The sequence below is a fragment of the Variovorax sp. GW821-FHT09B05 genome (assembly GCF_059418265.1).
In genome coordinates this window covers 135,234-157,919 of record NZ_JBWKPN010000003.1, presented here as the reverse complement: position 1 = coordinate 157,919, position 22,686 = coordinate 135,234, and the positions used below count along the sequence as shown (strand labels likewise).

21 protein-coding genes are annotated in these 22,686 nt (G+C 70.8%); 11 read left to right on the top strand and 10 right to left on the bottom strand.

What is annotated here, in order from left to right:
- Positions 1 to 34 precede the first annotated feature (34 nt).
- Together AC07RM_RS09140 and AC07RM_RS09135 are read right to left on the bottom strand one after the other, a co-directional pair.
- Positions 35 to 1,021 (bottom strand): Bug family tripartite tricarboxylate transporter substrate binding protein, encoded by a 987-nt coding sequence (locus tag AC07RM_RS09140; RefSeq protein WP_057592757.1) that lies wholly within the window; start codon positions 1,019 to 1,021, stop codon positions 35 to 37.
- Positions 1,018 to 2,718, bottom strand: a complete 1,701-nt coding sequence (locus AC07RM_RS09135; protein WP_495334253.1) for an FAD-dependent oxidoreductase — start codon at positions 2,716 to 2,718, stop codon at positions 1,018 to 1,020. The genes AC07RM_RS09140 and AC07RM_RS09135 overlap by 4 nt, the downstream gene beginning before the upstream one ends.
- A gap of 74 nt (positions 2,719 to 2,792) precedes the next feature.
- Between AC07RM_RS09135 and AC07RM_RS09130 the strand changes: the two genes are divergently transcribed.
- The gene (locus AC07RM_RS09130; RefSeq protein WP_296774573.1) at positions 2,793 to 3,719 is read left to right on the top strand and encodes a LysR family transcriptional regulator; all 927 of its coding nucleotides are present in this window, start codon (positions 2,793 to 2,795) and stop codon (positions 3,717 to 3,719) included.
- Between the two features lie 4 nt (positions 3,720 to 3,723).
- On the opposite strand, the gene AC07RM_RS09125 is transcribed toward AC07RM_RS09130, so the two are convergent.
- Positions 3,724 to 4,641 (bottom strand): LysR family transcriptional regulator, encoded by a 918-nt coding sequence (locus tag AC07RM_RS09125; protein ID WP_057592759.1) that lies wholly within the window; start codon positions 4,639 to 4,641, stop codon positions 3,724 to 3,726.
- 112 nt (positions 4,642 to 4,753) lie between these two features.
- Between AC07RM_RS09125 and AC07RM_RS09120 the strand changes: the two genes are divergently transcribed.
- From AC07RM_RS09120 to AC07RM_RS09100, 5 genes are all read left to right on the top strand, one after another.
- Entirely contained in the window at positions 4,754 to 5,527 is a 774-nt protein-coding gene (locus AC07RM_RS09120; RefSeq protein WP_203203739.1) for a class II aldolase/adducin family protein, read from the top strand.
- 37 nt (positions 5,528 to 5,564) lie between these two features.
- On the top strand, positions 5,565 to 6,566 hold the full coding sequence (locus tag AC07RM_RS09115; RefSeq protein ID WP_495334252.1) for a Bug family tripartite tricarboxylate transporter substrate binding protein: 1,002 nt from the start codon (positions 5,565 to 5,567) through the stop codon (positions 6,564 to 6,566).
- Positions 6,563 to 7,516 carry a D-2-hydroxyacid dehydrogenase gene (locus tag AC07RM_RS09110; RefSeq protein WP_495334251.1) on the top strand — a complete coding sequence of 318 codons (954 nt, stop codon included), beginning with the start codon at positions 6,563 to 6,565 and terminating at the stop codon, positions 7,514 to 7,516. The genes AC07RM_RS09115 and AC07RM_RS09110 overlap by 4 nt, the downstream gene beginning before the upstream one ends.
- A 52-nt stretch (positions 7,517 to 7,568) precedes the next feature.
- Complete coding sequence (radA, locus tag AC07RM_RS09105; RefSeq protein ID WP_490876689.1) at positions 7,569 to 8,960, top strand: DNA repair protein RadA; 1,392 nt, start codon at positions 7,569 to 7,571, stop codon at positions 8,958 to 8,960.
- A gap of 460 nt (positions 8,961 to 9,420) precedes the next feature.
- Positions 9,421 to 9,861, top strand: a complete 441-nt coding sequence (locus tag AC07RM_RS09100) for a glycerate kinase (RefSeq protein ID WP_495334250.1) — start codon at positions 9,421 to 9,423, stop codon at positions 9,859 to 9,861.
- On the opposite strand, the gene AC07RM_RS09095 is transcribed toward AC07RM_RS09100, so the two are convergent.
- Positions 9,858 to 10,805 carry a LysR family transcriptional regulator gene (locus AC07RM_RS09095; RefSeq protein WP_296774586.1) on the bottom strand — a complete coding sequence of 316 codons (948 nt, stop codon included), beginning with the start codon at positions 10,803 to 10,805 and terminating at the stop codon, positions 9,858 to 9,860. The genes AC07RM_RS09100 and AC07RM_RS09095 overlap by 4 nt on opposite strands.
- A 16-nt stretch (positions 10,806 to 10,821) precedes the next feature.
- Positions 10,822 to 11,880, bottom strand: a complete 1,059-nt coding sequence (locus AC07RM_RS09090) for an asparaginase (protein ID WP_422099616.1) — start codon at positions 11,878 to 11,880, stop codon at positions 10,822 to 10,824.
- A gap of 290 nt (positions 11,881 to 12,170) precedes the next feature.
- On the opposite strand from AC07RM_RS09090, the gene AC07RM_RS09085 reads away from it, so the two are divergent.
- Positions 12,171 to 13,484 carry an MFS transporter gene (locus AC07RM_RS09085; RefSeq protein ID WP_495334249.1) on the top strand — a complete coding sequence of 438 codons (1,314 nt, stop codon included), beginning with the start codon at positions 12,171 to 12,173 and terminating at the stop codon, positions 13,482 to 13,484.
- 44 nt (positions 13,485 to 13,528) lie between these two features.
- Positions 13,529 to 14,740: a M20 aminoacylase family protein gene (locus AC07RM_RS09080; RefSeq protein WP_495334248.1), complete on the top strand. Its 1,212-nt coding sequence runs from the start codon at positions 13,529 to 13,531 to the stop codon at positions 14,738 to 14,740.
- 16 nt (positions 14,741 to 14,756) lie between these two features.
- On the opposite strand, the gene AC07RM_RS09075 is transcribed toward AC07RM_RS09080, so the two are convergent.
- Positions 14,757 to 15,743 (bottom strand): recombination-associated protein RdgC, encoded by a 987-nt coding sequence (locus tag AC07RM_RS09075; RefSeq protein ID WP_495334247.1) that lies wholly within the window; start codon positions 15,741 to 15,743, stop codon positions 14,757 to 14,759.
- A 214-nt stretch (positions 15,744 to 15,957) separates the two neighbouring features.
- Here AC07RM_RS09075 and AC07RM_RS09070 point away from each other — a divergent pair, with 214 nt between their 5' ends.
- From AC07RM_RS09070 to AC07RM_RS09060, 3 genes are read left to right on the top strand one after another with little or no spacing between them, the layout of a single operon-like run.
- The gene (locus tag AC07RM_RS09070; protein ID WP_495334246.1) at positions 15,958 to 16,911 is read left to right on the top strand and encodes a branched-chain amino acid transaminase; all 954 of its coding nucleotides are present in this window, start codon (positions 15,958 to 15,960) and stop codon (positions 16,909 to 16,911) included.
- A 5-nt stretch (positions 16,912 to 16,916) separates the two neighbouring features.
- The gene (locus AC07RM_RS09065; RefSeq protein WP_057592770.1) at positions 16,917 to 17,126 is read left to right on the top strand and encodes a zinc-finger domain-containing protein; all 210 of its coding nucleotides are present in this window, start codon (positions 16,917 to 16,919) and stop codon (positions 17,124 to 17,126) included.
- 42 nt (positions 17,127 to 17,168) lie between these two features.
- Complete coding sequence (locus AC07RM_RS09060; protein WP_495334245.1) at positions 17,169 to 18,293, top strand: DUF2827 family protein; 1,125 nt, start codon at positions 17,169 to 17,171, stop codon at positions 18,291 to 18,293.
- On the opposite strand, the gene curA is transcribed toward AC07RM_RS09060, so the two are convergent.
- The 4 genes from curA to AC07RM_RS09040 all read right to left on the bottom strand — a co-directional run bounded on the left by curA (position 18,290) and on the right by AC07RM_RS09040 (position 22,662).
- Positions 18,290 to 19,327: an NADPH-dependent curcumin/dihydrocurcumin reductase gene (gene curA / locus AC07RM_RS09055; protein WP_495334244.1), complete on the bottom strand. Its 1,038-nt coding sequence runs from the start codon at positions 19,325 to 19,327 to the stop codon at positions 18,290 to 18,292. The genes AC07RM_RS09060 and curA overlap by 4 nt on opposite strands.
- A gap of 109 nt (positions 19,328 to 19,436) precedes the next feature.
- A complete protein-coding gene (locus AC07RM_RS09050; protein ID WP_495334243.1) occupies positions 19,437 to 20,072 on the bottom strand; it encodes a TetR/AcrR family transcriptional regulator in 636 nt (211 codons plus the stop codon).
- Positions 20,073 to 20,125: 53 nt separating this feature from the next.
- Complete coding sequence (locus AC07RM_RS09045) at positions 20,126 to 21,397, bottom strand: O-antigen ligase family protein (protein ID WP_495334242.1); 1,272 nt, start codon at positions 21,395 to 21,397, stop codon at positions 20,126 to 20,128.
- Between the two features lie 80 nt (positions 21,398 to 21,477).
- A complete protein-coding gene (locus tag AC07RM_RS09040; protein ID WP_395349371.1) occupies positions 21,478 to 22,662 on the bottom strand; it encodes an ATP-binding protein in 1,185 nt (394 codons plus the stop codon).
- Positions 22,663 to 22,686: the final 24 nt, after the last annotated feature.

Here is a 22,686-nt window from a genome sequence, read left to right as displayed (position 1 = left end):
TAACCCTGGCCCGCGCGGGCCAGGGTGGCTTGCGTCAATCGACGGTCGCGCCCGAGGCGCGGATCACCTGCCCCCAGCGTTCCGATTCGCTGCGGATGTAGGCCGCGAGCTGCGCGGGCGTGCTCGAGCCGGGCTCGAAGCCGTCGTTCTCGAGCTTCTGGCGCAACGCGGGCTGGGCGATCACCTTCGCGATCTCCTGGCTCAGCCGCTCGACCACCGGCGCCGGCGTGCCCGCGGGCGCGACGATGCTCTGCCAGGCCACGGCCTCGAAATCGGCGGTGCCCGGCAGCCGCGACTCGGCCACCGTCGGCACGTCGGGGAAGGTGGGCTGGCGCTTCTTCGAGGTCACGGCCAGCGCGCGCAGCTTGCCGCTGCGCACGTGCTGCAGCGCCGGCGCGATGTCGGTGAACATCAGCTGCAGCTGGCCGCCGAGCAGGTCGGTGAGCGCGAGCGCGCTGCCCTTGTAGGGCACGTGGGTCATCGCGGTGCCGGTCGCGAACTTGAACATCTCGGCGCCCAGGTGCTGCGGGCTGCCGTTGCCGGCCGAGCCGTAGCTCAGGCCTTCAGGTTTGGACTTGGCGAGCGCCACCAGCTCGGCCAGCGTGCGCGCGGGCACCGAGGGATGCACCACCACCATCAGCGGCACCGCGCCGATCAGGCCCACGGGCGCGAAGTCCTTGGCCGGGTCGTACGAGAGCTTCTTGTAGAGCCAGGGATTGATCGCGAGCGTGGTGCTGGTGGCCACCAGCAAGGTCGAGCCGTCGGGCGCCGAGCGCGCCACTTGCGACGCGCCGATGGCGGTGCCCGCGCCGGGCTTGTTGTCGACGATCACGGTGCGGCCGAGCGCCGTGCCGAGCTGCTGCGCGATCAGCCGGCCGAGCATGTCGGTGGTGCCGCCGGGCGCGTAGGGCACGACGATGGTGATGGGCTTGTCGTTCTGCGCCAGCGCGGCGAGCGGGCCGGCGGCGCAGGCGGCGGCGGACAGGGCACCGAGCTGGCGCAGGGCGTGGCGGCGGTTCATGCGGATGTCTCTCTTTCTTCGTTGGATTCGGAAGCGGCGGCTGGCGTCGCGCCACGCAGCAGGTCGACCAGCGCCGCGGGATCGGCCGGCACGGCATCGCCGCGCCAGGCCACGTGCTGGTCGGGGCGCGAGATCACGAGCGCGCGGTCGTAGAGCGCGGCGGCCTCGGGGCCGTCGATGTCGAGCACGCGCAGCGGCAGCCCGCGCGCGGCGGCCGCGGCCGCGAGCGGCGCCACATCGAGCGCCGGGTCGCGGCGCAGCAGCACGTAGCCCTCGCCGAGCGCGGCCATCGCGTCGTAGAGCGAGCGGCCGTCGGCCAGCCACAGGTGCGGCGTGCGGCAGCCGGGCACGGTCGAGGGCTTGAAGTCGTACATGGTGTAGGCCGGCGCGGCCTCGCCGTCGTAGGCGATCAGCGGCGAGGCGTCGTAGAAGTAGCCGAAGTTCAGCCCGCCGCAGCAGTACTGCTGCACGTTGAGGTCGTACAGCGCCTGGCCCCGCGCGGCGCGCAACGCGTCGCCCTCGGGGCCCGGTGCCTCGATGCCCTCGGGCACGCCCTCGCGCTGCTTCTGCAGGGCCAGCGCATGGTTCATCGCGAACTTCGAGACCTGCTCGGTGATCGGCTGGCGCTCGGCCTCGTGCGCGCCGAGCGCGGCCTCGGCGAGCCAGCCGCGCAGGTGGCCCGCGAGCAGCCACGACAGGTTCATCGCGTCGGCGATGCCGGCGTTCATGCCGTAGCCCGCCATCGGGATCCACAGGTGGGCCGCGTCGCCGCAGATGAAGACGCGGCGGTCGCGGAAGCGCTCGGCCACCAGGCGGCGGCCGATCCAGTCCTCCTTCGAGATCACCTCGTATTCGAAGTCGGCACCCACGCCGAGGATCTGGCGGATCGCCCAGTCGCGGTCGATCGATTCGAAGTCGGTCTCGTCCGCCAGCAGGTAGTTGTGCAGCAGCCAGGTCTCGCGCCCGTCGATCGCATAGACGTTGCCGCAGCGCCGCGGATTGAGCGCGAAGGTGGCCCAGGCCGGCTTGTTCTTCAGCAGGCCCAGCAGCGCGGGTGCGCGGAAGTAGGTCGACTGCACGCGGCCCACCACGTCGGTGCCGCGCAGGTTGGCGCCGATCTTCTTGCGCACGGTCGAGCGCCCGCCGTCGCAGCCGATCAGGTGGCTGCAGCGGATGCGCACCGCGCTGCCGTCGTCGAGGTCGACGCCGGTCGCCCACACGCCCTCGTCGTCCTGCTCGAAGTCGTCGATGCGCGTGCGGTTGCGGATGCGCAGGCCCGGCGTGGCCTCGGCATGCGCGAACAGCACCGGCTCGAGGAAGATCTGGTTGATGCGGTGAGGCGGTTCGGCCGTGGGCCACCAGGTGTCGGGGCCGCCGGTGGCGGTGTAGCGCTCGCGCCGCGCGGGGATCGGGATGCGCGAGAGCTCGGGGCCCGTCACCGTGGTGCGGTAGGCGACGTCGTTCGGATAGTCGGCCGGCAGGCCCGCGTCGCGCAGTGCCTGCGCCACGCCGAGCCGGCGGAAGATCTCCATCGAGCGGGCCGACACGTGGTTGCACTTCACGTTCGGCGGCTCGCCGCGGTGGCGGATCTCGGTGACCAGCACGTCGATGCCGCGTTGCGCCAGGTCGATGGCCAGCGTGAGGCCGACCGGCCCGCCGCCGACGATCAGCACCTGCGCCTGCAATGGTTCTGTCATGGGTTCGTTTGTCTCTCGTTGTGGACGGCGGCCATTACAGTGCCGAAGTGCCATCCGACAGAAGTGAAACTTTCATGGCCATTCATAAAAAGCCTTTATCAATGCGCGGCGTGCCCTCGGTGCGCCAGCTGCGCGCCTTCGCGGCCGTCTATCACAGCGGCCAGCTGTCGAGCGCCGCCGCGGCGCTGTCGCTCACCCAGCCGGCGGTCAGCGTGCTGCTGCGCGAGCTCGAGGACCGGCTCGGCGTGCGGCTGTTCGACCGCACCACGCGCAGCCTGCACCGCACCGCCGCGGCCGACGAGGCCATCGGCCATGCCGAGCGCGTGCTGGCCGAGCTCGACGCGCTGGGCAGCGGCATGGCCGAGCTCGCGGCCGGGCGGCGCGGCCGCCTGCGCATCGCCGTCACCTCCACCATCGCGCAGACGCTGATGCCGCGCGCGCTGCGCCGCTACACGCAGCAGCATCCCGAGGTGAAGGTCGCGATCGACGACTGCGCGCCGAGCCAGTTCGTCGAGACCGTGCTCAGCGGCCAGGTCGACTTCGGCGTCGGCACCTTGCAGGCGCGCACGCCGGGCCTGGACGAGCGCGTGTTCGTGCACGACCACCTCGCCGTGATCGCCGACCGCGACCTGCCGCTGCCCGGCGGCGCCGCGGGCATCACCTGGCGCCAGCTCGCGGCGCTGCGGCTCATCACGGTCAAGCCCGGCTACGGCGTGCGCAACAGCATCGATGCCGCGGCCGCCGAGGCCGGCGTGCGGCTCGAGATCGCCTACGAGGTGACGCTGCTGACCACCGCGCTCGCGATGGCTGCGGGCGGGCTCGGGCCGGCGCTGCTGCCGGCGTCGATCCTCGCGCATGCCGATCCCTCGCGGCTGGTCGCGCGCCGGCTGATCCGGCCGACCGTGGCGCGCAACATCGCGGTGGTCACGCGGCAGGGCCGCTCGCTGTCGCCGGCCGCGGCCGCCTTCGCCGACCTGCTGGCGAGCGAATTCGCGATCTGAAGGCTCAGGCGCGCGGCCGTGCCAGGTAGGCCTGCATGGTCTCGATGAAGGTCTTGGCGGCCACCGAGAGCGTGCGGTCGCGCTTGGCGACCACCGAGATGTTGCGCGTCACCACCGGCGCGTGGATCTTGCGCGCCACCAGTTCCTTGAAGCCGCACTGCGCCACCAGCTCGGCCGGCACGATCGACGCGCCCAGGCCCGAGGCGCTCATCGCGAGCGCGGTGGTCAACAGCGACACCTCCTGCTGGATGTCGAGTGCCACGTTGGCCGCGCGCGCGGTGCGGTCGATGGCATTGCGGATGCCGTAGCCGGCCTTCACCGTGATCAGCGCATGGCCCGCGAGGTCGCTCCAGCGCACCTGGCGGCGGCGCGCCAGCGGATGGCTGGGCAGGCACACCAGCGCCAGGTGGTCGTGGATCAGCGTGCGCTGGCTCAGCGCCGCCACCTCCTGGTCGGGCGAGCCGATGCCGAAGTCCACCTGCTCCGAGAGGATGCGCGGCACGAACTGCTCGGTCTCGCAGTCGACCAGCTGCACGCGCACGCCCGGATGCAGGTCGTTGAAATGCCGGATCACCGGCGGCACCAGCGTCAGCGCGATGGTCGGCGTGACCGCGATGCCGATGCGCCCGCTGGGCGCGGCCTGGCCGCGGAAGCCGGTCTCGAGCGAACGCACGTCGCGCAGGATGCGCTCCGCGATCGGCAGCATCTCGTGCGCGGCCTCGGTCGGGCTCAGCGAGCGCGTGGTGCGGTCGAACAGGCTGGTGCCGGTGGCGGCCTCGAGCTGGCGGACCAGCACGCTGACGGCCGAGTGCGTGAGGTAGAGCCGGTCGGCCGCCGCGCTGAGCTTGCGCCAGCGATAGACCTCCACGAAGGCGCGCAGCTGGCGCAGGCTGGTGCCGGGGATCGAGCCATCGTGATTCATGAATTTATTTCGACGCTTGCAAAATAAGTTTCGATTCTCTCGCGCTGCGTCCTCCGCTCCAATCGCGCCCATGCCCTGCATCCGGAGGGCGCCAACGACAACAGGAGACTCGATGAACGGCTCGGGCTTTTCATTCGCGCACACGCGCGCCGCCGTGTCCGACGCGGAGTGGCAGCAGCGCGTCGATCTGGCGGCGGCCTTCAGGCTGGCCGGCTACTACCGCATGACGGACCAGATCTACACCCACCTCACGGCCAAGGTGCCGGGCACGCAGGCGCATTTCCTCATCAACCCCTACGGCGTGCTGTTCGACGAGGTCACGGCCTCCTGCCTGGTCAAGGTCGACATCGACGGCGAGGTGGTGTTCGACCCGACCGGCATCGGCATCAATCCCGCGGGCTTCCTGATCCACAGCTGCATCCACCGCGCGCGCCCCGACCTGCACGCGGTGCTGCACACCCACACCGCCGCCGGCATCGCGGTGGCGGCGCAGCGGCGCGGGCTGCTCAACCTGTCGCAGCACGCCATGCGCTTCCACCGCCGCATCGGCTATCACGACTACGAAGGCGTGGCGCTCGACTTCAGCGAGCAAGACCGGCTGGTGCGCGACCTCGGCCCGCACAACGTGATGATCCTGCGCAACCACGGCCTGCTGGCCGCGGGCGACACCATCCGCGAGGCCTTCGAGCGCCTCTACTACCTCGAGCGCGCCTGCGAGGCGCAGGTGCGCGCGCAGTCGGGTGGCGCCGAGCTCATCGAATGCAGCGACGAGATCGCCGAGAAGGTGGCGCAGGCGCTCGATCGGCCCGGCCGCTCGGCGCGCGACAACGACTGGCCGGCGCTGCGCCGGCTGCTGGACCGCATCGATCCGTCGTACGCGACCTGAAGCCGGCAGCCCCAACGAGAACGACAGGAGACACACGATGACGAAGAAGAAGACCGATGGATGGCCGCGCCGCGCGGCCGCGCTGCTGGGCATGGCCGCCGTGGCCTTGCAGTTGGCCGCGGGCGCCATGACTGCGAGCGCGCAGGCCGCCTGGCCGAGCAAGCCGATCCGCTGGGTGGTGCCCTACACGCCCGGTGGCGGCACCGACCAGAGCTCGCGCATCATTGCCGAGAAGCTCTCGGTGGCGCTGGGCCAGCCGATCGTGATCGACAACCGGCCCGGCGGCAACACGGTGATCGGCGCGGCCGCGGCTGCTTCCGCGGCGCCCGACGGCTACACCGTGTTCTTCGCGGCGCTGTCGACCATGGCCGTGATCCCGAACCTCTACGACAAGCTGCCCTATGCGAGCGATGCGCTGACGCCGGTGACGCAGCTGGTGCACTTCCCGCTGTTCCTGATGGTCGAGGCCGGCGGGCCGCTCGACAGCATGCCGAAGTTCCTCGCGGCGGCGCGCAGCCAGCCGCTGTTGTTCGCGATCGGCGGCAGCGGCAGCGGCGGCCACCTGGGCTCGGAGCTGATGAAGCGCCAGCTCAAGGCCGACATGACGGCGGTGCCGTTCAAGGCCATGGTGCAGGCCGCGCCCGAGGTCGCCACCGGCCGCGTGTCGTTCATGTTCGCCGACCTGCCGGCCGCGCTGCCGCACGTGCAGGGCGGCCGCGCGAAGATCATCGCGACCGCGGGCAAGACGCGCTCGGCGCTCTATCCCGAGGCGCCGACCCTGGCCGAGGCGGGCGTGGGCGAGATCGACTTCGACACCTGGGCCGGCCTGGCCGTGCCCAAGGGCACGCCGCAGCCCATCGTCGACCGGCTGGCGCTGGAGCTCAACAAGGTCATCGCCGATCCGGCCGTGCGTGCGAAGCTGGCGCTCATCGGCGTCGAGCCCGCGCCGTCCTCGCAGGCCCGCTTCACCGAGTTCATCGCCTCGGAGAATGCCAAGTGGCGCGCCGTGATCCAGGCCGCCGGCATCAAGCTCGAATGACGGCGCCGCCGCTGCGCTCGCTGCTGGTCTTCAACGGCGAGGCCGGGTTCTATGCGCAGGCCCTGCGCGCGCGCTGCCCGGCGCTGGAGGTGCACGCCACCACCGAGCGGGCCGAGGCGCTGCGCCTGCTGGCCGAGGTCGAGGCGCTGGTGGTCTCGGGCCCGTGGGTCGACGACGCGATGCTCGCGGCCGGGCCCGCGCTGCGCTGGGTCCATGCGCTGACCTCGGGCACCGACACCATCACCGGCTCGCCCGCGCTGCGGCCCGGCACGCTCGTGACCTCGTCGCGCGGCGTGCATGGCCCGCAGATGTCCGAGCTGGCGCTGCTGATGATGATGGCGCTGGCGCGCGACCTGCCGCGCATGCTGCGCGACCAGCGCGAAGGCGCCTGGAACCGCTGGCCGCAGCCGCTGCTGTGGCGCCGGCACGCGGTGCTGGTCGGCACCGGTCATGTAGCGCGCGAGCTGGCGCGGCGCTGCCAGGCGATGGGCATGCGGGTCAGCGGCATCTCGGCCACGCCCGCGCCTATCGACGGCTTCGACGACGTGCAGGGGCGCGAACGGCTGCAACAGGTGGTGGCGCAGGCCGATTTCGTGGTGGTGCTGACTGCGCACGATGCGCGCACCCACCACCTGATCGATGCGCCGGTGCTAGCGGCCATGCCGGCGCATGCCTTCCTCGTCAACCTCTCGCGCGGCGGCGTGGTCGACGAGCACGCGCTGCTCGCGGCGCTCGAGGGTGGCGTGATCGCCGGCGCCGGGCTCGACGTCTACGAGACCGAGCCGCTCGCGGCCGGCCATCCGCTGCGCCGGTTGCCGAACGTGATCGCCACGCCGCACATCGGCGGCCTGAGCGACGTCTATGCGCAGCAGGTGCTGCCGATGCTGCTCGACAACGCGGCGGCCCTGGCGGCGGGCGACGTGGGCGCGCTGGTCAACCGCGTGTGCTGAGCGAGCGTCCCCGCGCCGCGGTGGCGCGGGGCCACGCCCTAAACTCCCGGCCATGGCCAAGGACAAATCCATCTACGTCTGCAGCGAATGCGGCGGCACCAGCGCCAAGTGGCTCGGCAAGTGCCCGAGCTGCGGCGCCTGGAACACACTGATCGAACAAGCGGCCGGCGGCGCGAACGCCCCGGCCAACAACCGCTTCGGCACGCAGTTCGCGTCGCTCGCCGGGGCTTCCGAACTCGCGGTGCTCTCGGAGATCGAGGCCAGCGACGTCGCGCGCACGCCCACCGGCCTCGACGAGCTCGACCGCGTGCTCGGCGGCGGCGTGGTGGCCGGCGGCGTCACGCTGATCGGCGGCGACCCGGGCATCGGCAAGTCGACCCTGCTGCTGCAGGCGGTCGATGCGCTGCAGCGCGCGGGGCAGAACGCGCTCTACGTCACGGGCGAGGAGAGCGGCGCGCAGGTGGCGCTGCGCTCCAAGCGGCTGGGCCTGGACCATTCGCAGGTGCAGGTGCTGGCCGAGATCCAGCTCGAGAAGATCATCGCCACGCTCGATGCCACGCGCCCGGCCATCGCGGTGATCGACTCGATCCAGACCGTCTACTCCGACCAGCTCACCTCGGCGCCGGGCTCGGTGGCGCAGGTGCGCGAATGCGCGGCGCACCTCACGCGCTTCGCCAAGACCAGCGGCACGGCCGTGGTGCTGGTGGGCCACGTCACGAAGGAGGGCGCGCTCGCGGGCCCGCGCGTGCTCGAGCACATGGTCGACACGGTGCTGTACTTCGAGGGCGACACGCACTCGAGCTTCCGCCTGGTGCGCGCGATCAAGAACCGCTTCGGCGCGGTCAACGAGATCGGCGTGTTCGCGATGACCGAGCGCGGCCTGAAGGGCGTGGCCAATCCGAGCGCGATCTTCCTGAGCCAGCACACCGAGCCGGTGCCCGGCAGCGTGGTGCTGGTCACGCTCGAGGGCACGCGGCCGATGCTGGTCGAGATCCAGGCGCTGGTCGACGACGGCGGGCCGAGCCCGCGCCGGCTGTCGGTGGGCCTGGACCGCGACCGGCTCGCGATGCTGCTGGCGGTGCTGCACCGCCACGCGGGCGTGGCCTGCATGGACCAGGACGTGTTCGTCAACGCGGTCGGCGGCGTGCGCATCAGCGAACCGGCGGCCGACCTCGCGGTGATGCTGGCCATCACCTCGAGCCTGCGCGGCAAGCCGCTGCCCAAGGGCTTCATCGCCTTCGGCGAAGTGGGCCTGGCGGGCGAGGTGCGGCCCGCGCCGCGCGGCCAGGAGCGGCTGCGCGAGGCCGCCAAGCTGGGCTACAGCATCGCGGTGGTGCCCAGGGCCAATGCGCCGCGCAAGGGCACGAAGGACATCGAGGGCCTGACGATCCATGCGGTGGACCGCATCGAGGAGGCGATGGACGTGGTGCGCGGGCTCGAGTGAGCGAGCGCCCAAAAAAAACGGGCCGCAACGGCCCGTGAAAAAACGCCTGGCGCATCGGTGGCGGCGCGCCCGGCGAGCTCCCAACCTCCTACCCCCTGATTCGTGCGTCGCTGCGTGGCGTGAACGCCGGGCCGCCGTCGCGCCGGCATTGGCCGCCGGGCGACGGGGCCGGGTCCATCGCGTTCCGGCCGCCGACGGCGGCCTCTCCCTGACAACGTGGGCCGCCGCGGCCGCCTTCGTGCCGGGGTTCGCCGGCGCCGCGCAGGGCGGCGAGGCTGAGCCGGACGAAGGTGACGGAGCGTGGAATGTTCATCTGCGGTGTCTGCGGGGCCCGGGCCGATGCCCGTGCGGCGAAATGTGCCCGCGACGGCCCGCGGCGCGGGCGGCTTTGTGGCCCGGTAGCGCGAGATGCGCCTGGCGGTAGCCGGGTCCGCTACCCCGGCGCGCCGGCGCGGCGACAATGCGGGCCATGAATTTCCAGAAGTTTCTCGTGCCCGTGGGGGCGCTCGTCGTGCTCGGCGTGGCCTGGCGCAGCTATGGCTGGGGCGGCGTGGCCCTGGCGGCCGGCGTGATCGTGATGTTCCTGCTGATGCACTTCAACCGCGCGATGCAGGTGCTCAAGCGCGCGGCCGACCGGCCCGTGGGCACGGTGGCCAGCTCGGTGATGCTCAATGCCAAGCTCAAGCCGGGCGTGACGCTGATGCACGTGGTCGCGATGACGCGCGCGCTCGGCGAACTGCGCTCGCCGCAGGACCAGCAGCCCGAGCACTACCGCTGGACCGATGCCGGCGGCTCGTACGTCGACACGGTGTTCAACGGCGGCAAGCTGCAGGGCTGGACGCTGACGCGGCCCGAGGTCCAGGACGACGAGCCCGAGGCGCCGGCGTCTCCGTCGGCCTAATCGACGCTCTTGCGTGCGCCGCGCGGCGCGCGCCACGGCGGGTTGATGCGCGCATGGTGGCGCGCCTCCTTCGCGAACTCGGTGCACACGTGCGTCATGAGGTCGGCCGAGCGGTAGACCAGGTAGACCTCGAAGTCGGGCAGCTCGTCGGTGATCGGCAGCCGCTCGAGCGCGTCGCCGCTCAGCCGCAGCGGCCCGGCGCCGTGGAACACCGCGTCCGACCACATGCTGACCAGGTCGGTCTGCGTGGCGAGCTGCAGGCCCAGCAGGTTCGAGGCGCTCTGCACCATGCGCCGCGGCATCTCGAGCCCGTGCAGGCGCATGGTGCTGACCAGCGGGCTGAACGGATCGTCGACCGGGTCGAGCACCAGCCAGTCGGCATCGAGCAGCGGCCGCAGCTTGCGCACGCGACGCAGCGGATGGCCGGCGCGCACCGACAGGTGCATCGCCACCGAGAACAGCGGCTCCCACTGGAACACGTTCGAGCCGGGCCCGCTGCAGGTCGAGATCAGGCCGAGGTCGAGCCGGCCCTCGCGCAGGCCCTCGAGCATCTGCTGCGGCCGCATCTCGAAGGCGCGCAGCGCCACGTTGGGAAAGCGCTGGCGGAACGCGGCCATGGCCTCGGGCAGCGGGCCGTTCGAGGCCACCGCGGTGAAGCCGATGTCCAGCCGCGCCTCGTCGTGGCCGCGGATCGCCTCGATGTCCTCGAGCGCATGGCGCAGCTCCTGCTCGACCACGCTGGCGCGCTTGACCAGTGCCGCGCCGTAGGGCGTGAGGCTCACGCCGCGCGTGGAGCGCGACATCAGCGTGACGCCGAGCTCGCGCTCGAGCTCGGCGATCGCCTTCGACAGCGCCGGCTGGGTGGTGTGCAGGCTGCGCGCCGCCTCGTGGATGCTGCCGTGCTGCGCCACCGCGAGCAGCACGCGCAACTGCTGCAGCTTCATCGCGCGCGCCCGGGCCTCAACGGTCGAAGGCCGCCTGCAGGCCGGCCTTGTCGCTCACGCCCTGGTGCAGCTTGAGCATCAGCAGCAGGCGCGCCTTCTGCGGGCTCAGGTCGCCGGCCATCACGGCGCCGGCATCGAAGGTGGTCTTGCCGCCGCCGACGAAGCCGTACAGCGGCATGGTGCGGCCGTTCGGCACGCGGGTGGCGATCACCACCGGCACGCCGCGCCCGAGCGCGTACTTCACGGCCTCGTACATCGAGACGTTCATGTTGCCCATGCCCACGGCCTGCACCACGATGCCCTTCGCGCCCTGGTCCACCGCGTAGCGCAGCAGCGAGCCGTCGGCGCCGCCGAACATCGCGAGGATCTCCACGCGCGGCATCTCGGCGCTGCCGATGTCGATGTGCTGGCGGCGCAGCGCGGTGCGCGAGAACACCACCTTGTCGTCCCAGACCTCGCCGATGAAGCCGAAGTCGCCCGACTTGAAGGTCTCGACGTTGCCGGTGTGGGTCTTGGTCACGGTGCGCGCGGCATTGATCTGGTTGTTCATCGCGAGCATCACGCCCTGGCCCACGGCCTCGGGCGTGGTGGCGATGCGGATCGCGTTGAGCAGGTTGCGCGGGCCGTCGAAGTCGCTCGAGGACGCATTGCGCTGCGCGCCGATCAGGATCACGGGCTTGTTCGACTTGACCGTCAGGTCGAGCCAGTAGGCCGTCTCCTCCATGGTGTCGGTGCCGTGCGCGATCACCACGCCCGCCACCTCGGGGCGCGCGAGCGCGTCGTCCACGGCCTTGGTCAGGCGCGTCCACCACTTGGGCTCGACGTAGTTGGCCGACATGGCCGAGAAGTTGTTGACCTCGATGGTGGCGTACTTGCCGGCATCGGGCACGGTCTGCATCAGGTCGTCGCCCGAGATCGCGGGCACCACGCCCTTGGTGACGGGGTCGACCTTCATCGCGATGGTGCCGCCGGTGGCGATGAACTGCACGACGGGCCGGCTGCCCTGGGCCGAGGCGGCCATCATGCAGCAGGGCGCGAGGGCCAGCAGGCAGAGGCAGTGGCGGATGAGCTTCATGGTGTTGTCCTTTTTCTCGAGGGCTGGGAAGCGGCAGGGCGCCGACGCGCCATTGTGAAGGCGCCATGCCCGCGAATGGCGCGCGATGCGCCATCTCGGTAGTTCCACCGATGGCTTCGCGGCCCTGCTTCTGCGGGGGATGCCTTTTGGTTATCGGCATGAAAATTTGTGATTCCTCGCCGCCGCGCTTTGCCTGAATACTCCGCCGCCACGGGTTCGGGGTGCCATGCGCCGCATGAAGTTCGCGCTTCGCGAATCCGTCGTCCGCAACAACGCCCCGTGGAGATCGAATGAGCGAAGCCGCCGCCCTGCCTGCCAGCCCCGTGCTGGCCTCTTCCCCACCCGCCACCGCCACCAAGGGCGGCCAGAGCCAGTTCCGGCTGATCGCCGCCTGCTCGATCGGCAACGCGCTCGAGATGTACGACTTCACCGTCTACAGCTTCTTCGCGCTGCTGATCGGCAAGCTGTTCTTTCCCTCCGAGAGCGCCTTCGGTTCGCTGCTGCTCGCGGTCGCCACCTTCGGCATCGGCTTCGTGATGCGGCCGCTGGGCGGCGTGATCATCGGCAACTACGCCGACCGCAAGGGCCGCAAGGCCGCGATGACGCTGACCATCGCGCTGATGGTGGCCGGCACGCTGTGCATCGCGCTCGCGCCCACCTATGCCTCGGCCGGCGTGTTCGGCTCGCTGATGATCGTCGCGGGCCGGCTGCTGCAGGGCTTCTCGCTCGGCGGCGAGGTCGGCGCCGCGACCTCGATGCTGATGGAGGCCGGCGGCGTCAAGGGCCGCGGCTTCCGCGTCAGCTGGCAGCTCGCGAGCCAGGGCCTGTCGGCGCTGGCCGGCGCGCTCACGGGCGCGCTGCTGTATGCGCTGCTGCCGCAGGCCTCGCTCGAGAGCTGGGGCTGGCGCCTGCCCTTCCTGCTGGGGCTGCTGATCGCGCCGGTGGGCCTTTACATCCGCTCGCACCTCGAGGAAACGCACCAGGCCGAGAGCCATGAGTCGAGCCCGATCGGCCGGCTGCTGCGCGCGCACGGCGGCACCGTGTTCAAGGGCATCCTCGCGACCACCGCGGGCACGGCCACCATGTACCTGGTGGTGTTCTTCATGCCCACCTACATGATCCGCGTGCTGAAGATGCCGCCCTCGCTGTCGCTGCTGTCGGGCTGCGTCACCGGCATCACGCTGTTCGTGGTGTCGCTGGTGGCGGGCCGGCTGGCCGACCGGCTCGAGCGCCGCAAGCCGCTGGCGATCGGCTCGTTGCTGTTCAGCCTGGTCGCGGTGGGCCCGGTGTTCTGGCTCATCAGCCACCATCCGAGCGTGCCGCTGGTGCTGTGCCTGTCGGCGCTGCTCACGGCGAGCGTGAACATCGGCACCACGCCGATGTTCCTGATGCTGCTCGAGATGCTGCCGATCGGCGTGCGCGCCAGCGGCATCTCGGTGATCTACAGCGTGGGCGTCACGATCTTCGGCGGCTCCTCGCAGTTCATCGTGACCTGGCTGCTGGCCCAGACCGGCAACCCGCTCTCGCCGGCCTTCTACATGATGGCCTGCGGCGTGCTGAGCATCGGCGCGCTGCTGAGCCTGCGCGAGCGGCGCGTCGGTTGAGCGCCGCCTTCCTCTCCCTCCTTCCCGCGAAACGAATCCCTCCCATGACCCGCGAACTCAGCCTCCAGACCACCAAGCTCCTGTCCCGCCTGCTGCCGCCGATCGAGATCGACACCGAGGCCTTCGTCGACATCCGGCGCCGGATCCATGCCGAGCCCGAACTCGGCTTCGAGGTGAGCGCGACCAGCGAACTGGTCGCGCGGCTGCTGCGCGAATGGGGCTACGAGGTGCACACCGGCATCGGCAGGACCGGCGTGGTGGGGCAGCTCAAGCTCGGCAGCGGCACGCGGCGCCTGGGCATCCGCGCCGACATGGACGCGCTGCCGATCGTCGAGGCCACGGGCCTGCCCTACGCGAGCCGGCAGCACGGCCGCATGCATGCCTGCGGCCACGACGGCCACACGGCGATCCTGCTCGCGGCCGCGAAGGCGCTCGCCAAGAGCCGCGACTTCGACGGCACGCTGAACCTGATCTTCCAGCCCGACGAGGAGAACCTCTGCGGCGCGCGCGCGATGATCGCCGACGGCCTGTTCGAGCGCTTTCCCTGCGACGCGGTCTATGCGCTGCACAACGCGCCCGGCGTGCCGGCCGGCAGCTTCATCGTGCAGGCGGGGCCGGTCACGCTCTCATCCGACGTGGCCGACGTGACGATCCAGGGCAAGGGCGGCCATGGCGCCATGCCGCACCGCGCGCAGGACCCGGTGGTGGCGGCCGCCGCCACCGTGACCGCGCTGCAGAGCGTGGTGGCGCGCAACGTCGCGCCCGACGACACGGCGGTGCTGTCGGTCGGCTTCATCCGGGGCGGTGCCACCCACAACGTGATTCCGCAGTCCGTCGCGCTCGGGCTCAACGTGCGCGCGGCCCGGCCCGAGACGCGCGCGCTGGTCGAGTCGCGCATCCGCGAGATCGTCGCGCTGACCGCGCAGGCGCATGGCGTGGAGGCCTCCATCGACTACCGGCCGCTGGTGCCGCCGGTGGTCAACACCGAGGCCGAGAGCCGGCTGATGACCGAGGTGTGCGCCGCGCTGGTGGGCGCGGACAAGGTGGCGGCCACGGTGCCGCGCGGCTTCGCGGGCAGCGAGGACTTCGCCTGGATGCTGGCCGAGCTGCCCGGCTGCTACGTGCTGCTGGGCAACGGCGAAGGCGAGTTCGGCGGCTGCATGGTGCACAACCCCGGCTATGACTTCAACGACGAGGTGCTGCCGCTGGGCGCGGCCTGTTGGGTGCGGCTGGCGCAGACCTACCTGGTGGCCTGACGCCGGCCGCGCCGGCTCAGAACGGCGCGTCTTCCTCTTCGGCCGTGGTCACGGCCGTCGCGCTGGCAGCGGCCTTCGGCGCTTCCTCGGCCGGCGCCGCGGTGAAGGCCGCCTCGCCGCCGAGCGCGTCGAGCAGCGCCGGCACCAGCTGGCCCAGCTCGCCGGTGGCGATCGCCACGTCGGCGTCGAAGTTGTCTTCCTTCTTGCCGCCGCCGGCGCCTTCGTCGGTGCCCTCGAGGAACACGATCTTGCGGATCTGCAGGCCGTGCGTGAGCTCGAAGGACACGCGGTCGTCCCAGGTCAGCGCGAGGCGGGTCGGGCGCTTGCCGTCGGCGATGTGCTGCTTGACCTCGTCGATGTCGAGCGGGTGCTTGGCATAGCGCACCACGGCCTTCGACTCGTCGGTGGCCTTGAGCTCGCACTCGCGGTCGATGGTGAAGCCCGCGGGCGGCTCCTGCGAGGCCAGCCATTCGGACATGGCGGCGGCCGGCTCGATCTGGGTGTTGAGCTGCATGGTGCCGAAGCCCGTGAAGTTCTGCACCAGGCTGCTGACCACCTCGTCGGCGCGCGCCGCGTTGGAGCTGTTGACCACCAGCCGGCGCTCGGCCTGGTCGACCCACACCGTGACGCGCGCGGTGCGCGTGAAGGCCATCGGCAGCAGCCCGTGCGTGATGTCCTCCTTGAGGTCCTTCTTTTCCTTCTTGCCGGGCTTGCGGCCGGTGGTGGCCTCGATCTGCGCGCAGCGCTCGTCGAGCTTGCGGCGCACCACCGAGCCCGGCACCGACTTGCTCTCGATCATGTACTCGAGCAGCCACTGGCCGTCGATGGATTCCACCAGCGGGCCGTGGGCCTCGCCGCGCGGCTCGACCCAGCCGGCCGACTTCTCCTGCGAGGCGCCGCAGGGCTCGAAGCGCTGCTTGCCCAGGCCTTCCTCGGCCTCGGCCAGCGTTTGCGACCAGCCGGGCTCGATGCGGTAGACGATGACGTTCTTGAATACGGACACGGAGAATCTTTCCCTTCAATCGCTTGTTTGGCGGAACCGGCCATTGTCGCGGCCCCGGGCCGGTTCGCGCCACCGGCGGTGCATGGCCCGGGGCGCCGGTCAGGCAAGCGTGGCACGGCGCCGTAAAATCGGCGGCTTTGGCGGCCTTCAGGCCGCACCCCACAGCCTCCCCCCGCTGAAGGCTTTCTGCAAAAGCTCCCAAAGGAATCAGGAAATGAGCTCGATCCCCCCCTCGCTCGACGACCGTGACGGCAAGATCTGGATGGATGGCGAACTCGTGGACTGGCGCGACGCCAAGATCCACGTGCTGAGCCACACGCTGCACTACGGCTGCGGCGCCTTCGAGGGCGTGCGCGCCTACAAGACGGCCGACGGCGGCACGTCGATCTTCCGCCTGGCCGAGCACACCGAGCGCCTGTTCAACAGCGCCAAGATCCTGCGCATGAAGATCCCGTTCACGCAGGAACAGCTCAACGAGGCCCAGAAGCAGGTCGTGCGCGAGAACAAGCTCGAGAGCTGCTACCTGCGCCCGCTGATCTGGATCGGCTCCGAGAAGCTCGGCGTGAGCCCCAAGGGCAACAAGATCCACGCCATGGTCGCGGCCTGGTCCTGGGGCGCCTACCTCGGCGAGGAAGGCATGCGCCGCGGCATCCGCGTGAAGACCTCGAGCTACACGCGCCACCACGTCAACATCACGATGACGCAGGCCAAGACGGTCAGCAACTACACCAACTCGATCCTCGCCAACATGGAAGCGCTGGACGACGGCTACGACGAGGCGCTGCTGCTCGACGCGAGCGGCTTCGTGTCGGAAGGCGCGGGCGAGAACGTGTTCGTGGTCAAGAACGGCGTGGTCTACACGCCCGACCTGTCGGCCGGCGCGCTCAACGGCATCACGCGCAACACCATCCTGCACGTGTGCAAGGACCTGGGCATCGAGCTGGTGCAAAAGCGCATCACGCGCGACGAGGTCTACATCGCCGACGAAGCCTTCTTCACCGGCACCGCGGCCGAAGTCACGCCGATCCGCGAACTCGACCGCGTCGAGATCGGCAACCGCGGCGACGGCGGCGCGCGCGGCCCGGTGACCGAGAAGATCCAGGCGGCCTTCTTCGACATCGTGAACGGCAAGAATCCCAAGTACGCCCACTGGCTCACGAAGGTCTGAAGAACATGTCCACCACTGCAGTCGTCGAACTCCTCGCGAAGGAGCTCAACCACCAGGGCGGCGTGTTCTGCCCCAGCCCCAAGGCCGACATGAAGCTCTGGAACAGCCACCCCAAGGTCTACCTGGACGTGGCGCGCACCGGCGAGGCCAGGTGCCCGTACTGCGGCACCACCTACCGGCTCAAGGCCGGCGAGGTGGTGTCGGCGCGGCACTGACGCAACCTTAGAAAAAGAGACCGGGGGAGGCCCGGAACATCCATGAAGATCAACGTCGCGATCACGATGGAGATCCGGGCCGATGCACGGCAATCGATCTGGTTCAACGGCGCCAACCAGCACTGCGTGTACCTCTACATGCTGCTGAAGCGCTCGCCGCTGGTGGGCGAGGTCTGGCTGGTGCACGGCGACGGCGTCGCCGCCTATGCCGAGGGCATGATGCTCGGCGAACTGGCCGGCGCGCTGCGGCCGCTCTCGGCGGTGGTCCACCAGACCGACCTGCTGATCGAGATGAATGCGCTGGTGCACCCGACGCACGTCGAGGCGGTGCGCCAGCGCGGCGGGCATTGCGTGTCGTACCGCTTCGGCAACGACTACGTGGTGGCGGTCGAGACCATCAACTTCCAGGCCAATCCCTGGCTGCCGAACCCGCACCGCGTGCAGTTCGACGAGCTCTGGACCAACCCGCAGCACGCCCACACCTGCAAGAGCTACTTCGAGGCCGTGTACCGCGCGCCGGTGCACGTGCTGCCGCACGTGTGGTCGCCGTACTTCCTCGACCGGAGCCTCGCGGCCAACGCCGAGCTCAAGGCACGCTTCGGCTACCGCAACCAGGGCCGGGCCAAGCGCATCGCCTTCTTCGAGCCGAACCTCAACGTGGTGAAGAGTTCGCTGATCCCGATGCTGGCGGCCAACGAATGCCATGTGCGGCGGCCCGAGCTCGTGCAGCACGTCTACATGACGAACACCTTCGACAAGAAGGAGAACACGGCCTTCAAGCACATCGCGCTGGGGCTGCGGATGGTGCAGGACGGCAAGGCCACGGCCGATCCGCGGGGGCCCTTCGTCGAATGGGCCGCGCACCACACCGACATCGTGGTGTCGCACCAGTGGGAGAACGGCCTCAATTACCTGCTGTACGAGGCGCTCTACGGCAACTACGCGCTGGTGCACAACTCGCCGTTCCTGCGCGAGGTGGGCTACTACTACCCCGAGTTCGAGGTCTTCGAGGCGGCCGCCGCGATCGAGCGCGCGGCCGAGACGCACGATGCGCAGCTGGATGCGCAGGCGCAGGCCAACGCGGCCTTCCTGCGCACGCTAGCTCCGGCGCACGCGCCGAACATCGAGGCGCACGACGCGCGCATCCGCGCGCTGTTCTCGAGCTAGGTCTTGTCGGCCACGCGCACCACGCGCTTGCCGAAGTTGTGCCCCTGCAGCAGGCCGATGAAGCCGGCCGGCGCGTTCTCCAGGCCCTCGACGACGTCTTCCATCGGCTGCACCTCGCCGCGTTCGATCCAGTCGCCCATCTCGCGGCGGAAGGCCTCGAAGCGGTCGCCGTAGTGGTCGAGGATGACGAAGCCCTGCATGCGGATGCGCTTCTGCAGCAGCGAGGCCATCAGCAGCGGCAGGCGGTTCGTCCCCTGGGTTTCGCCGTCGGCGTTGTAGTCGGCGATATGGCCGCAGACCGGCACGCGTGCGCCGATGTTGAAGAGCGGCAGCACCGCGTCGAACACCGGTCCGCCGACGTTCTCGAAATAGACGTCGATGCCTTTCGGGCAGGCCGCGGCGAGGCGCTCGGCCAGCGCGGGATCGTGGCGGTCGAGGCAGGCGTCGAAGCCCAGCACGTCGACCGCGTGGCGGCACTTGTCCGCGCCGCCCGCGATGCCGACCACGCGCGCGCCCTTCAAGCGGGCGATCTGCCCGACCATCGCGCCGACGGCGCCGGTGGCCGCGGCCACGACCACGGTCTCGCCGGGCCTGGGCTGGCCGATGTCGAGCAGGCCGACGTGGGCGGTGAAGGCCGGCATGCCGAGCGCGCCGAGCGCGAGCGAGGGGCGCGCCATGTCGCCCAGCGGCATCAGGTCCTGGCCGTCGGACAGCGCGTAGTCCTGCCAGCCGGCGTTGCCGAGCACGAGCTCGCCGACGCTGAATCGCGGATGCCTCGAGGCCACGACGCGGTTGACCGTGCCGCCCACCATCGGCTGGCCCAGCGGCACCGAGGCCGCGTAGATCGGCGCGACCTCGTCCATCAGCTGGCGCATGTAGGGGTCGAGCGAGAGGTACAGCGTGCGCAGCAGCACCTGGCCCTCGGCGGGCGCGGGCACGGCGCCCTCCTCGAGGCGGAAGTGCGCGGGTGTGGGCAGCCCGCGCGGGCGCGCGGCGAGGACGAGGCGGCGGTTGACGGTGTCGCTTTGGGGCATGGGCAGGAGCTCCTGGGTGGTGGAAGGGCGATGACCTGGCAGGTAATTAGACCGGTCGTCTAGAAAAGGGCCGCAAAAAAGGCGGGAGCGACATCGGTCGTCCCGCCTTTCAGCCGACCGGGGTGGGAACGGGGACCAGACCCAGCGCCAGCCGGGTGCCGGCCATGGTGCGGTCGAGCGGCGCGCGGTCGCGCGCGATCTTCGCGAGCAGGCTGGCGCCGAGCCAGCTCTGGTAGAGCGAAACGGCTTGGGTCTGGGCCTGGGTCTGCGCGGGATCGCCGGCCTCGGCGGCCGGCAGCGAGCCGTCGGCGCGGCCGGTCTCGATGCAGCGCGCGAGCCGGTCGGTGATCTGGCGGATACCGCGGTCCAGCGCCGCGCGCATGGTCTCGGACAGGTCGCAGACCTCGGCGCCCAGCTTCACCACGAGGCAGCGGCTCTGGGCGTCGTCGCCGGTCTGCGAGTCGAGCCAGTCCTGGAAGTAGGCGACCAGCTGCTGCGCGCCCGTGCCCGACTCGGCCAGCAGGGCGTCGGTGCGGGCGAGGTAGTCGCTGAAATAGGCCTCGAGCACCGCCTCGCCGAAGGACTCCTTCGAGCCGAAGTAGTGATAGAACGAGCCCTTCGGCACCTTGGCCAGGCTCAGCACCTCGGCCAGCCCGACGGCCGTGAAGCCCTTGCGCAGCAGCAGCGGATGCGCCACGTCGAGGATGTGGCGGCGAACGTCGGGAGGCGTGGCGACGGCAGTCATGGCGCCGAACTCTAGCGCCGATTAGACCAGTCGTCTAGTACGAGATTCCGGAGTCAGCCCGGCGCCGCCGCGCGCTTCGAGGCCTCGGATTCGCCGCCGATCCGCCGGCCCGGCCAGAGGTCGCGCCAGGGCTCGGGGTCCTGCCGCTCCTGCGCCAGCCGCAGGTAGACCATCGCGATCCACAGCAGCGCCAGCCCGATCTGGGCGTCGCGCAGCGCCGAGTTCACGCAGGAGGCGATCAGCGCGATCAGGGTCGCGGCCAGCGCATAGCGGCCCGCGATGTCGGGCCGCTTCCAGGCCTGCCAGACGGCCGCGACCATGATCGCGAGCAGGCTCAAGAGGCCCGGCAGGCCGCCCTGCGCGCCCATCCAGAGGAAGTCGTTGTGCGGCATGTTCGAGTCGGCGAACAGCGAGGGGCCGCGCTGGTGCCACTGCTCGGTCCAGCCGCCGATGCCCCAGCCGGTGAGCGGCCGGTCGGCGATCATGCGGCCGGTGTCGCGGTACATGAAGTAGCGGATGACCATGCTGCCGTGGAAGATCTCGCCGGCCTGCGCCTTCTCGATCTCCTGGATGCCGACCTCGACCTTCTGCTGCAGCTGCGGCAGCTGGTAGAGGCCCGCACCCAGCACCACGGCGCCCACGATCAGCGCCGCCGACAGCGCCTTCAGGTGGCTGCGCCACTGGTGGATGCACACCAGCGGCAGCACCAGCAGCAGCGCCAGTACCGAGGTGCGCGAGGTCAGCGGCAGCGCCACCACCGCCATCAGCAGCAGCACCAGCGCGAAGGCCGGCAGCGCGCGCAGCGCCCGGTGCGCCGCGATCTGCGACAGGCCCCAGACCGCCGCCGTCGATGCCACCACGCTGAACAGCAGCGCGTTGCTGATCGACTTGTTGCCGACCTCCATCACCACGCCGCGCAGCGGCGCCCAGATGTGGAAGCCGCCGACCGCGTAGAACACCACCACCAGCAGCAGGTTGAGCGCCGAGATCAGCAGGAAGCCGCGCAGCGCCCACATCGCCTCGTCGCGCGCGAGCGCCATCGCCATCAGCAGCGTGGCCGCGATGCGCAGCCCGTGCACCAGGTTCGAGGGGGTCTCGGGGTAGTGCGGCCGGATGGCCAGCACGATCAGGGTCCAGGCCACATAGGCCACGACCGGCCACCACAGCGGATTGGCGCGCAGCCGCGCGATGCGTTCGCGGCCGCTGCCCGCGACCAGCAGGGCGACCAGCAGCAGCAGGGCCGAGAGGTAGGTGACGCCGACCGGCATGTACACCGCGAGCCCCCAGAACATGGCCGCGGGCCGGACGATGTGCGATCTCTGCATAGGGCGCGAATTCTAGGGGGCCGCATTCCGGCGCAACCTGACTTCACCCCGGGGCGCGCGGGGCTTGGCCGCGCCGTGCTTCAGCCGCGCGGCAGCCGGATCACGAAGCTCGCGCCGCCGCCGGGCCGGTCCTCGCAGCGCACCGTGCCGCCATGGCGCTCGGTGATCGACTTGACCAGCGCCAGCCCGAGGCCGACGCCGCCGTTGCGCTCGCTCGCGCCCGGCAGCCGGTAGAAGGGCTCGAAGATGCGTTCGCGCAGCGCGGCCGGCACGCCCGGGCCGCGGTCGTTCACGCGCACCGTGGCCTGGCCGTCGGCGCTGCCGAGCTCCACCGAGATCTCGCCGGCGCCGTAGCGGCGCGCGTTCTCGAGCAGGTTGCGGATCACGCGGCGCAGCAGCCGCGAGACGCCGGGCACGGTCAGCGCCGCGTTGTCGGTGCCTTCCACCAGGTCGAGCTCGGCGTCGACGCGCGCGCATTCCTCGGCGGCCAGGCCGGTCAGGTCGACCGCCTCGATGGTGCCCATGTCGGCCTCGCTGGCGTCGAGCCGGCTGGCCAGCAGGATCTCGTCGATCAGCTGGTCGAGCTCGGCGATGTTGCGCGAGATCTCGGCGCGCGCCGCGGGGCTCGGCTGGTCGCCCATGAGCTCCAGGCTCATGCGGATGCGGGTCAGCGGCGAGCGCAGTTCGTGCGAGGCATTCGCCAGCAGCGACTTGTGCGAGCGCACCAGCTGTTCGATGCGCACCGCCGATGCATTGAAGCGCTTGGAGAGATCGGCCACTTCGTCCTGCCCTTCCTCGGTGACGCGCACCGACAGATCGCCCTCGCCCCAACGCTGCACGCCGCGCTGCAGCGTCTCGAGCCGCTTGGTGAGCCGGCGCACGATCGGATAGACGCCGAGCGCCACCGCCACGCCGACCAGCGCGATCATCCAGCCGAGGCCGAAGGGCGTGCGCCAGGGCGCGAAGCCGCTGGTGCCGGTGGCGCGCTCGCGCGGCGCCACGCGCAGCGTGATCTCCTTGCCGTCGCTGAGCGTCACGTCGAATTCCAGCCCCTGGCCCGGCACGCGCAATGCCTTGCCGGCGCCGATCTGCTTGTCCTGCGCGTCGAGCACCACCACCTCGCGCGGCACCGGCGCCAGCCGTTCGCGCTCGGCCTCGGCCGCCACGCGCACGATCCAGTTGGCCATCAGCGTGAGGATCACCACGCCGCCGACCACCGCGAGCCAGATGCGCACGTAGAGGTGGCGGGAGTACAGATTGATCATGGGGAGGTGGGGAGTGCGGCGGCC

Excerpts from the sequence above, each read along its gene's own strand:
- AC07RM_RS09140 (WP_057592757.1), bottom strand. The coding sequence starts at position 1,021 with ATGAACCGCCGCCACGCCCTGCGCCAGCTCGGTGCCCTGTCCGCCGCC.
- AC07RM_RS09135 (WP_495334253.1), bottom strand. The coding sequence starts at position 2,718 with ATGACAGAACCATTGCAGGCGCAGGTGCTGATCGTCGGCGGCGGGCCG.
- AC07RM_RS09130 (WP_296774573.1), top strand. The coding sequence starts at position 2,793 with ATGGCCATTCATAAAAAGCCTTTATCAATGCGCGGCGTGCCCTCGGTG.
- AC07RM_RS09125 (WP_057592759.1), bottom strand. The coding sequence starts at position 4,641 with ATGAATCACGATGGCTCGATCCCCGGCACCAGCCTGCGCCAGCTGCGC.
- AC07RM_RS09120 (WP_203203739.1), top strand. The coding sequence starts at position 4,754 with ATGAACGGCTCGGGCTTTTCATTCGCGCACACGCGCGCCGCCGTGTCC.
- AC07RM_RS09115 (WP_495334252.1), top strand. The coding sequence starts at position 5,565 with ATGACGAAGAAGAAGACCGATGGATGGCCGCGCCGCGCGGCCGCGCTG.
- AC07RM_RS09110 (WP_495334251.1), top strand. The coding sequence starts at position 6,563 with ATGACGGCGCCGCCGCTGCGCTCGCTGCTGGTCTTCAACGGCGAGGCC.
- radA (WP_490876689.1), top strand. The coding sequence starts at position 7,569 with ATGGCCAAGGACAAATCCATCTACGTCTGCAGCGAATGCGGCGGCACC.
- AC07RM_RS09100 (WP_495334250.1), top strand. The coding sequence starts at position 9,421 with ATGCGGGCCATGAATTTCCAGAAGTTTCTCGTGCCCGTGGGGGCGCTC.
- AC07RM_RS09095 (WP_296774586.1), bottom strand. The coding sequence starts at position 10,805 with ATGAAGCTGCAGCAGTTGCGCGTGCTGCTCGCGGTGGCGCAGCACGGC.
- AC07RM_RS09090 (WP_422099616.1), bottom strand. The coding sequence starts at position 11,880 with ATGAAGCTCATCCGCCACTGCCTCTGCCTGCTGGCCCTCGCGCCCTGC.
- AC07RM_RS09085 (WP_495334249.1), top strand. The coding sequence starts at position 12,171 with ATGAGCGAAGCCGCCGCCCTGCCTGCCAGCCCCGTGCTGGCCTCTTCC.
- AC07RM_RS09080 (WP_495334248.1), top strand. The coding sequence starts at position 13,529 with ATGACCCGCGAACTCAGCCTCCAGACCACCAAGCTCCTGTCCCGCCTG.
- AC07RM_RS09070 (WP_495334246.1), top strand. The coding sequence starts at position 15,958 with ATGAGCTCGATCCCCCCCTCGCTCGACGACCGTGACGGCAAGATCTGG.
- AC07RM_RS09065 (WP_057592770.1), top strand. The coding sequence starts at position 16,917 with ATGTCCACCACTGCAGTCGTCGAACTCCTCGCGAAGGAGCTCAACCAC.
- AC07RM_RS09060 (WP_495334245.1), top strand. The coding sequence starts at position 17,169 with ATGAAGATCAACGTCGCGATCACGATGGAGATCCGGGCCGATGCACGG.
- curA (WP_495334244.1), bottom strand. The coding sequence starts at position 19,327 with ATGCCCCAAAGCGACACCGTCAACCGCCGCCTCGTCCTCGCCGCGCGC.
- AC07RM_RS09050 (WP_495334243.1), bottom strand. The coding sequence starts at position 20,072 with ATGACTGCCGTCGCCACGCCTCCCGACGTTCGCCGCCACATCCTCGAC.
- AC07RM_RS09045 (WP_495334242.1), bottom strand. The coding sequence starts at position 21,397 with ATGCAGAGATCGCACATCGTCCGGCCCGCGGCCATGTTCTGGGGGCTC.
- AC07RM_RS09040 (WP_395349371.1), bottom strand. The coding sequence starts at position 22,662 with ATGATCAATCTGTACTCCCGCCACCTCTACGTGCGCATCTGGCTCGCG.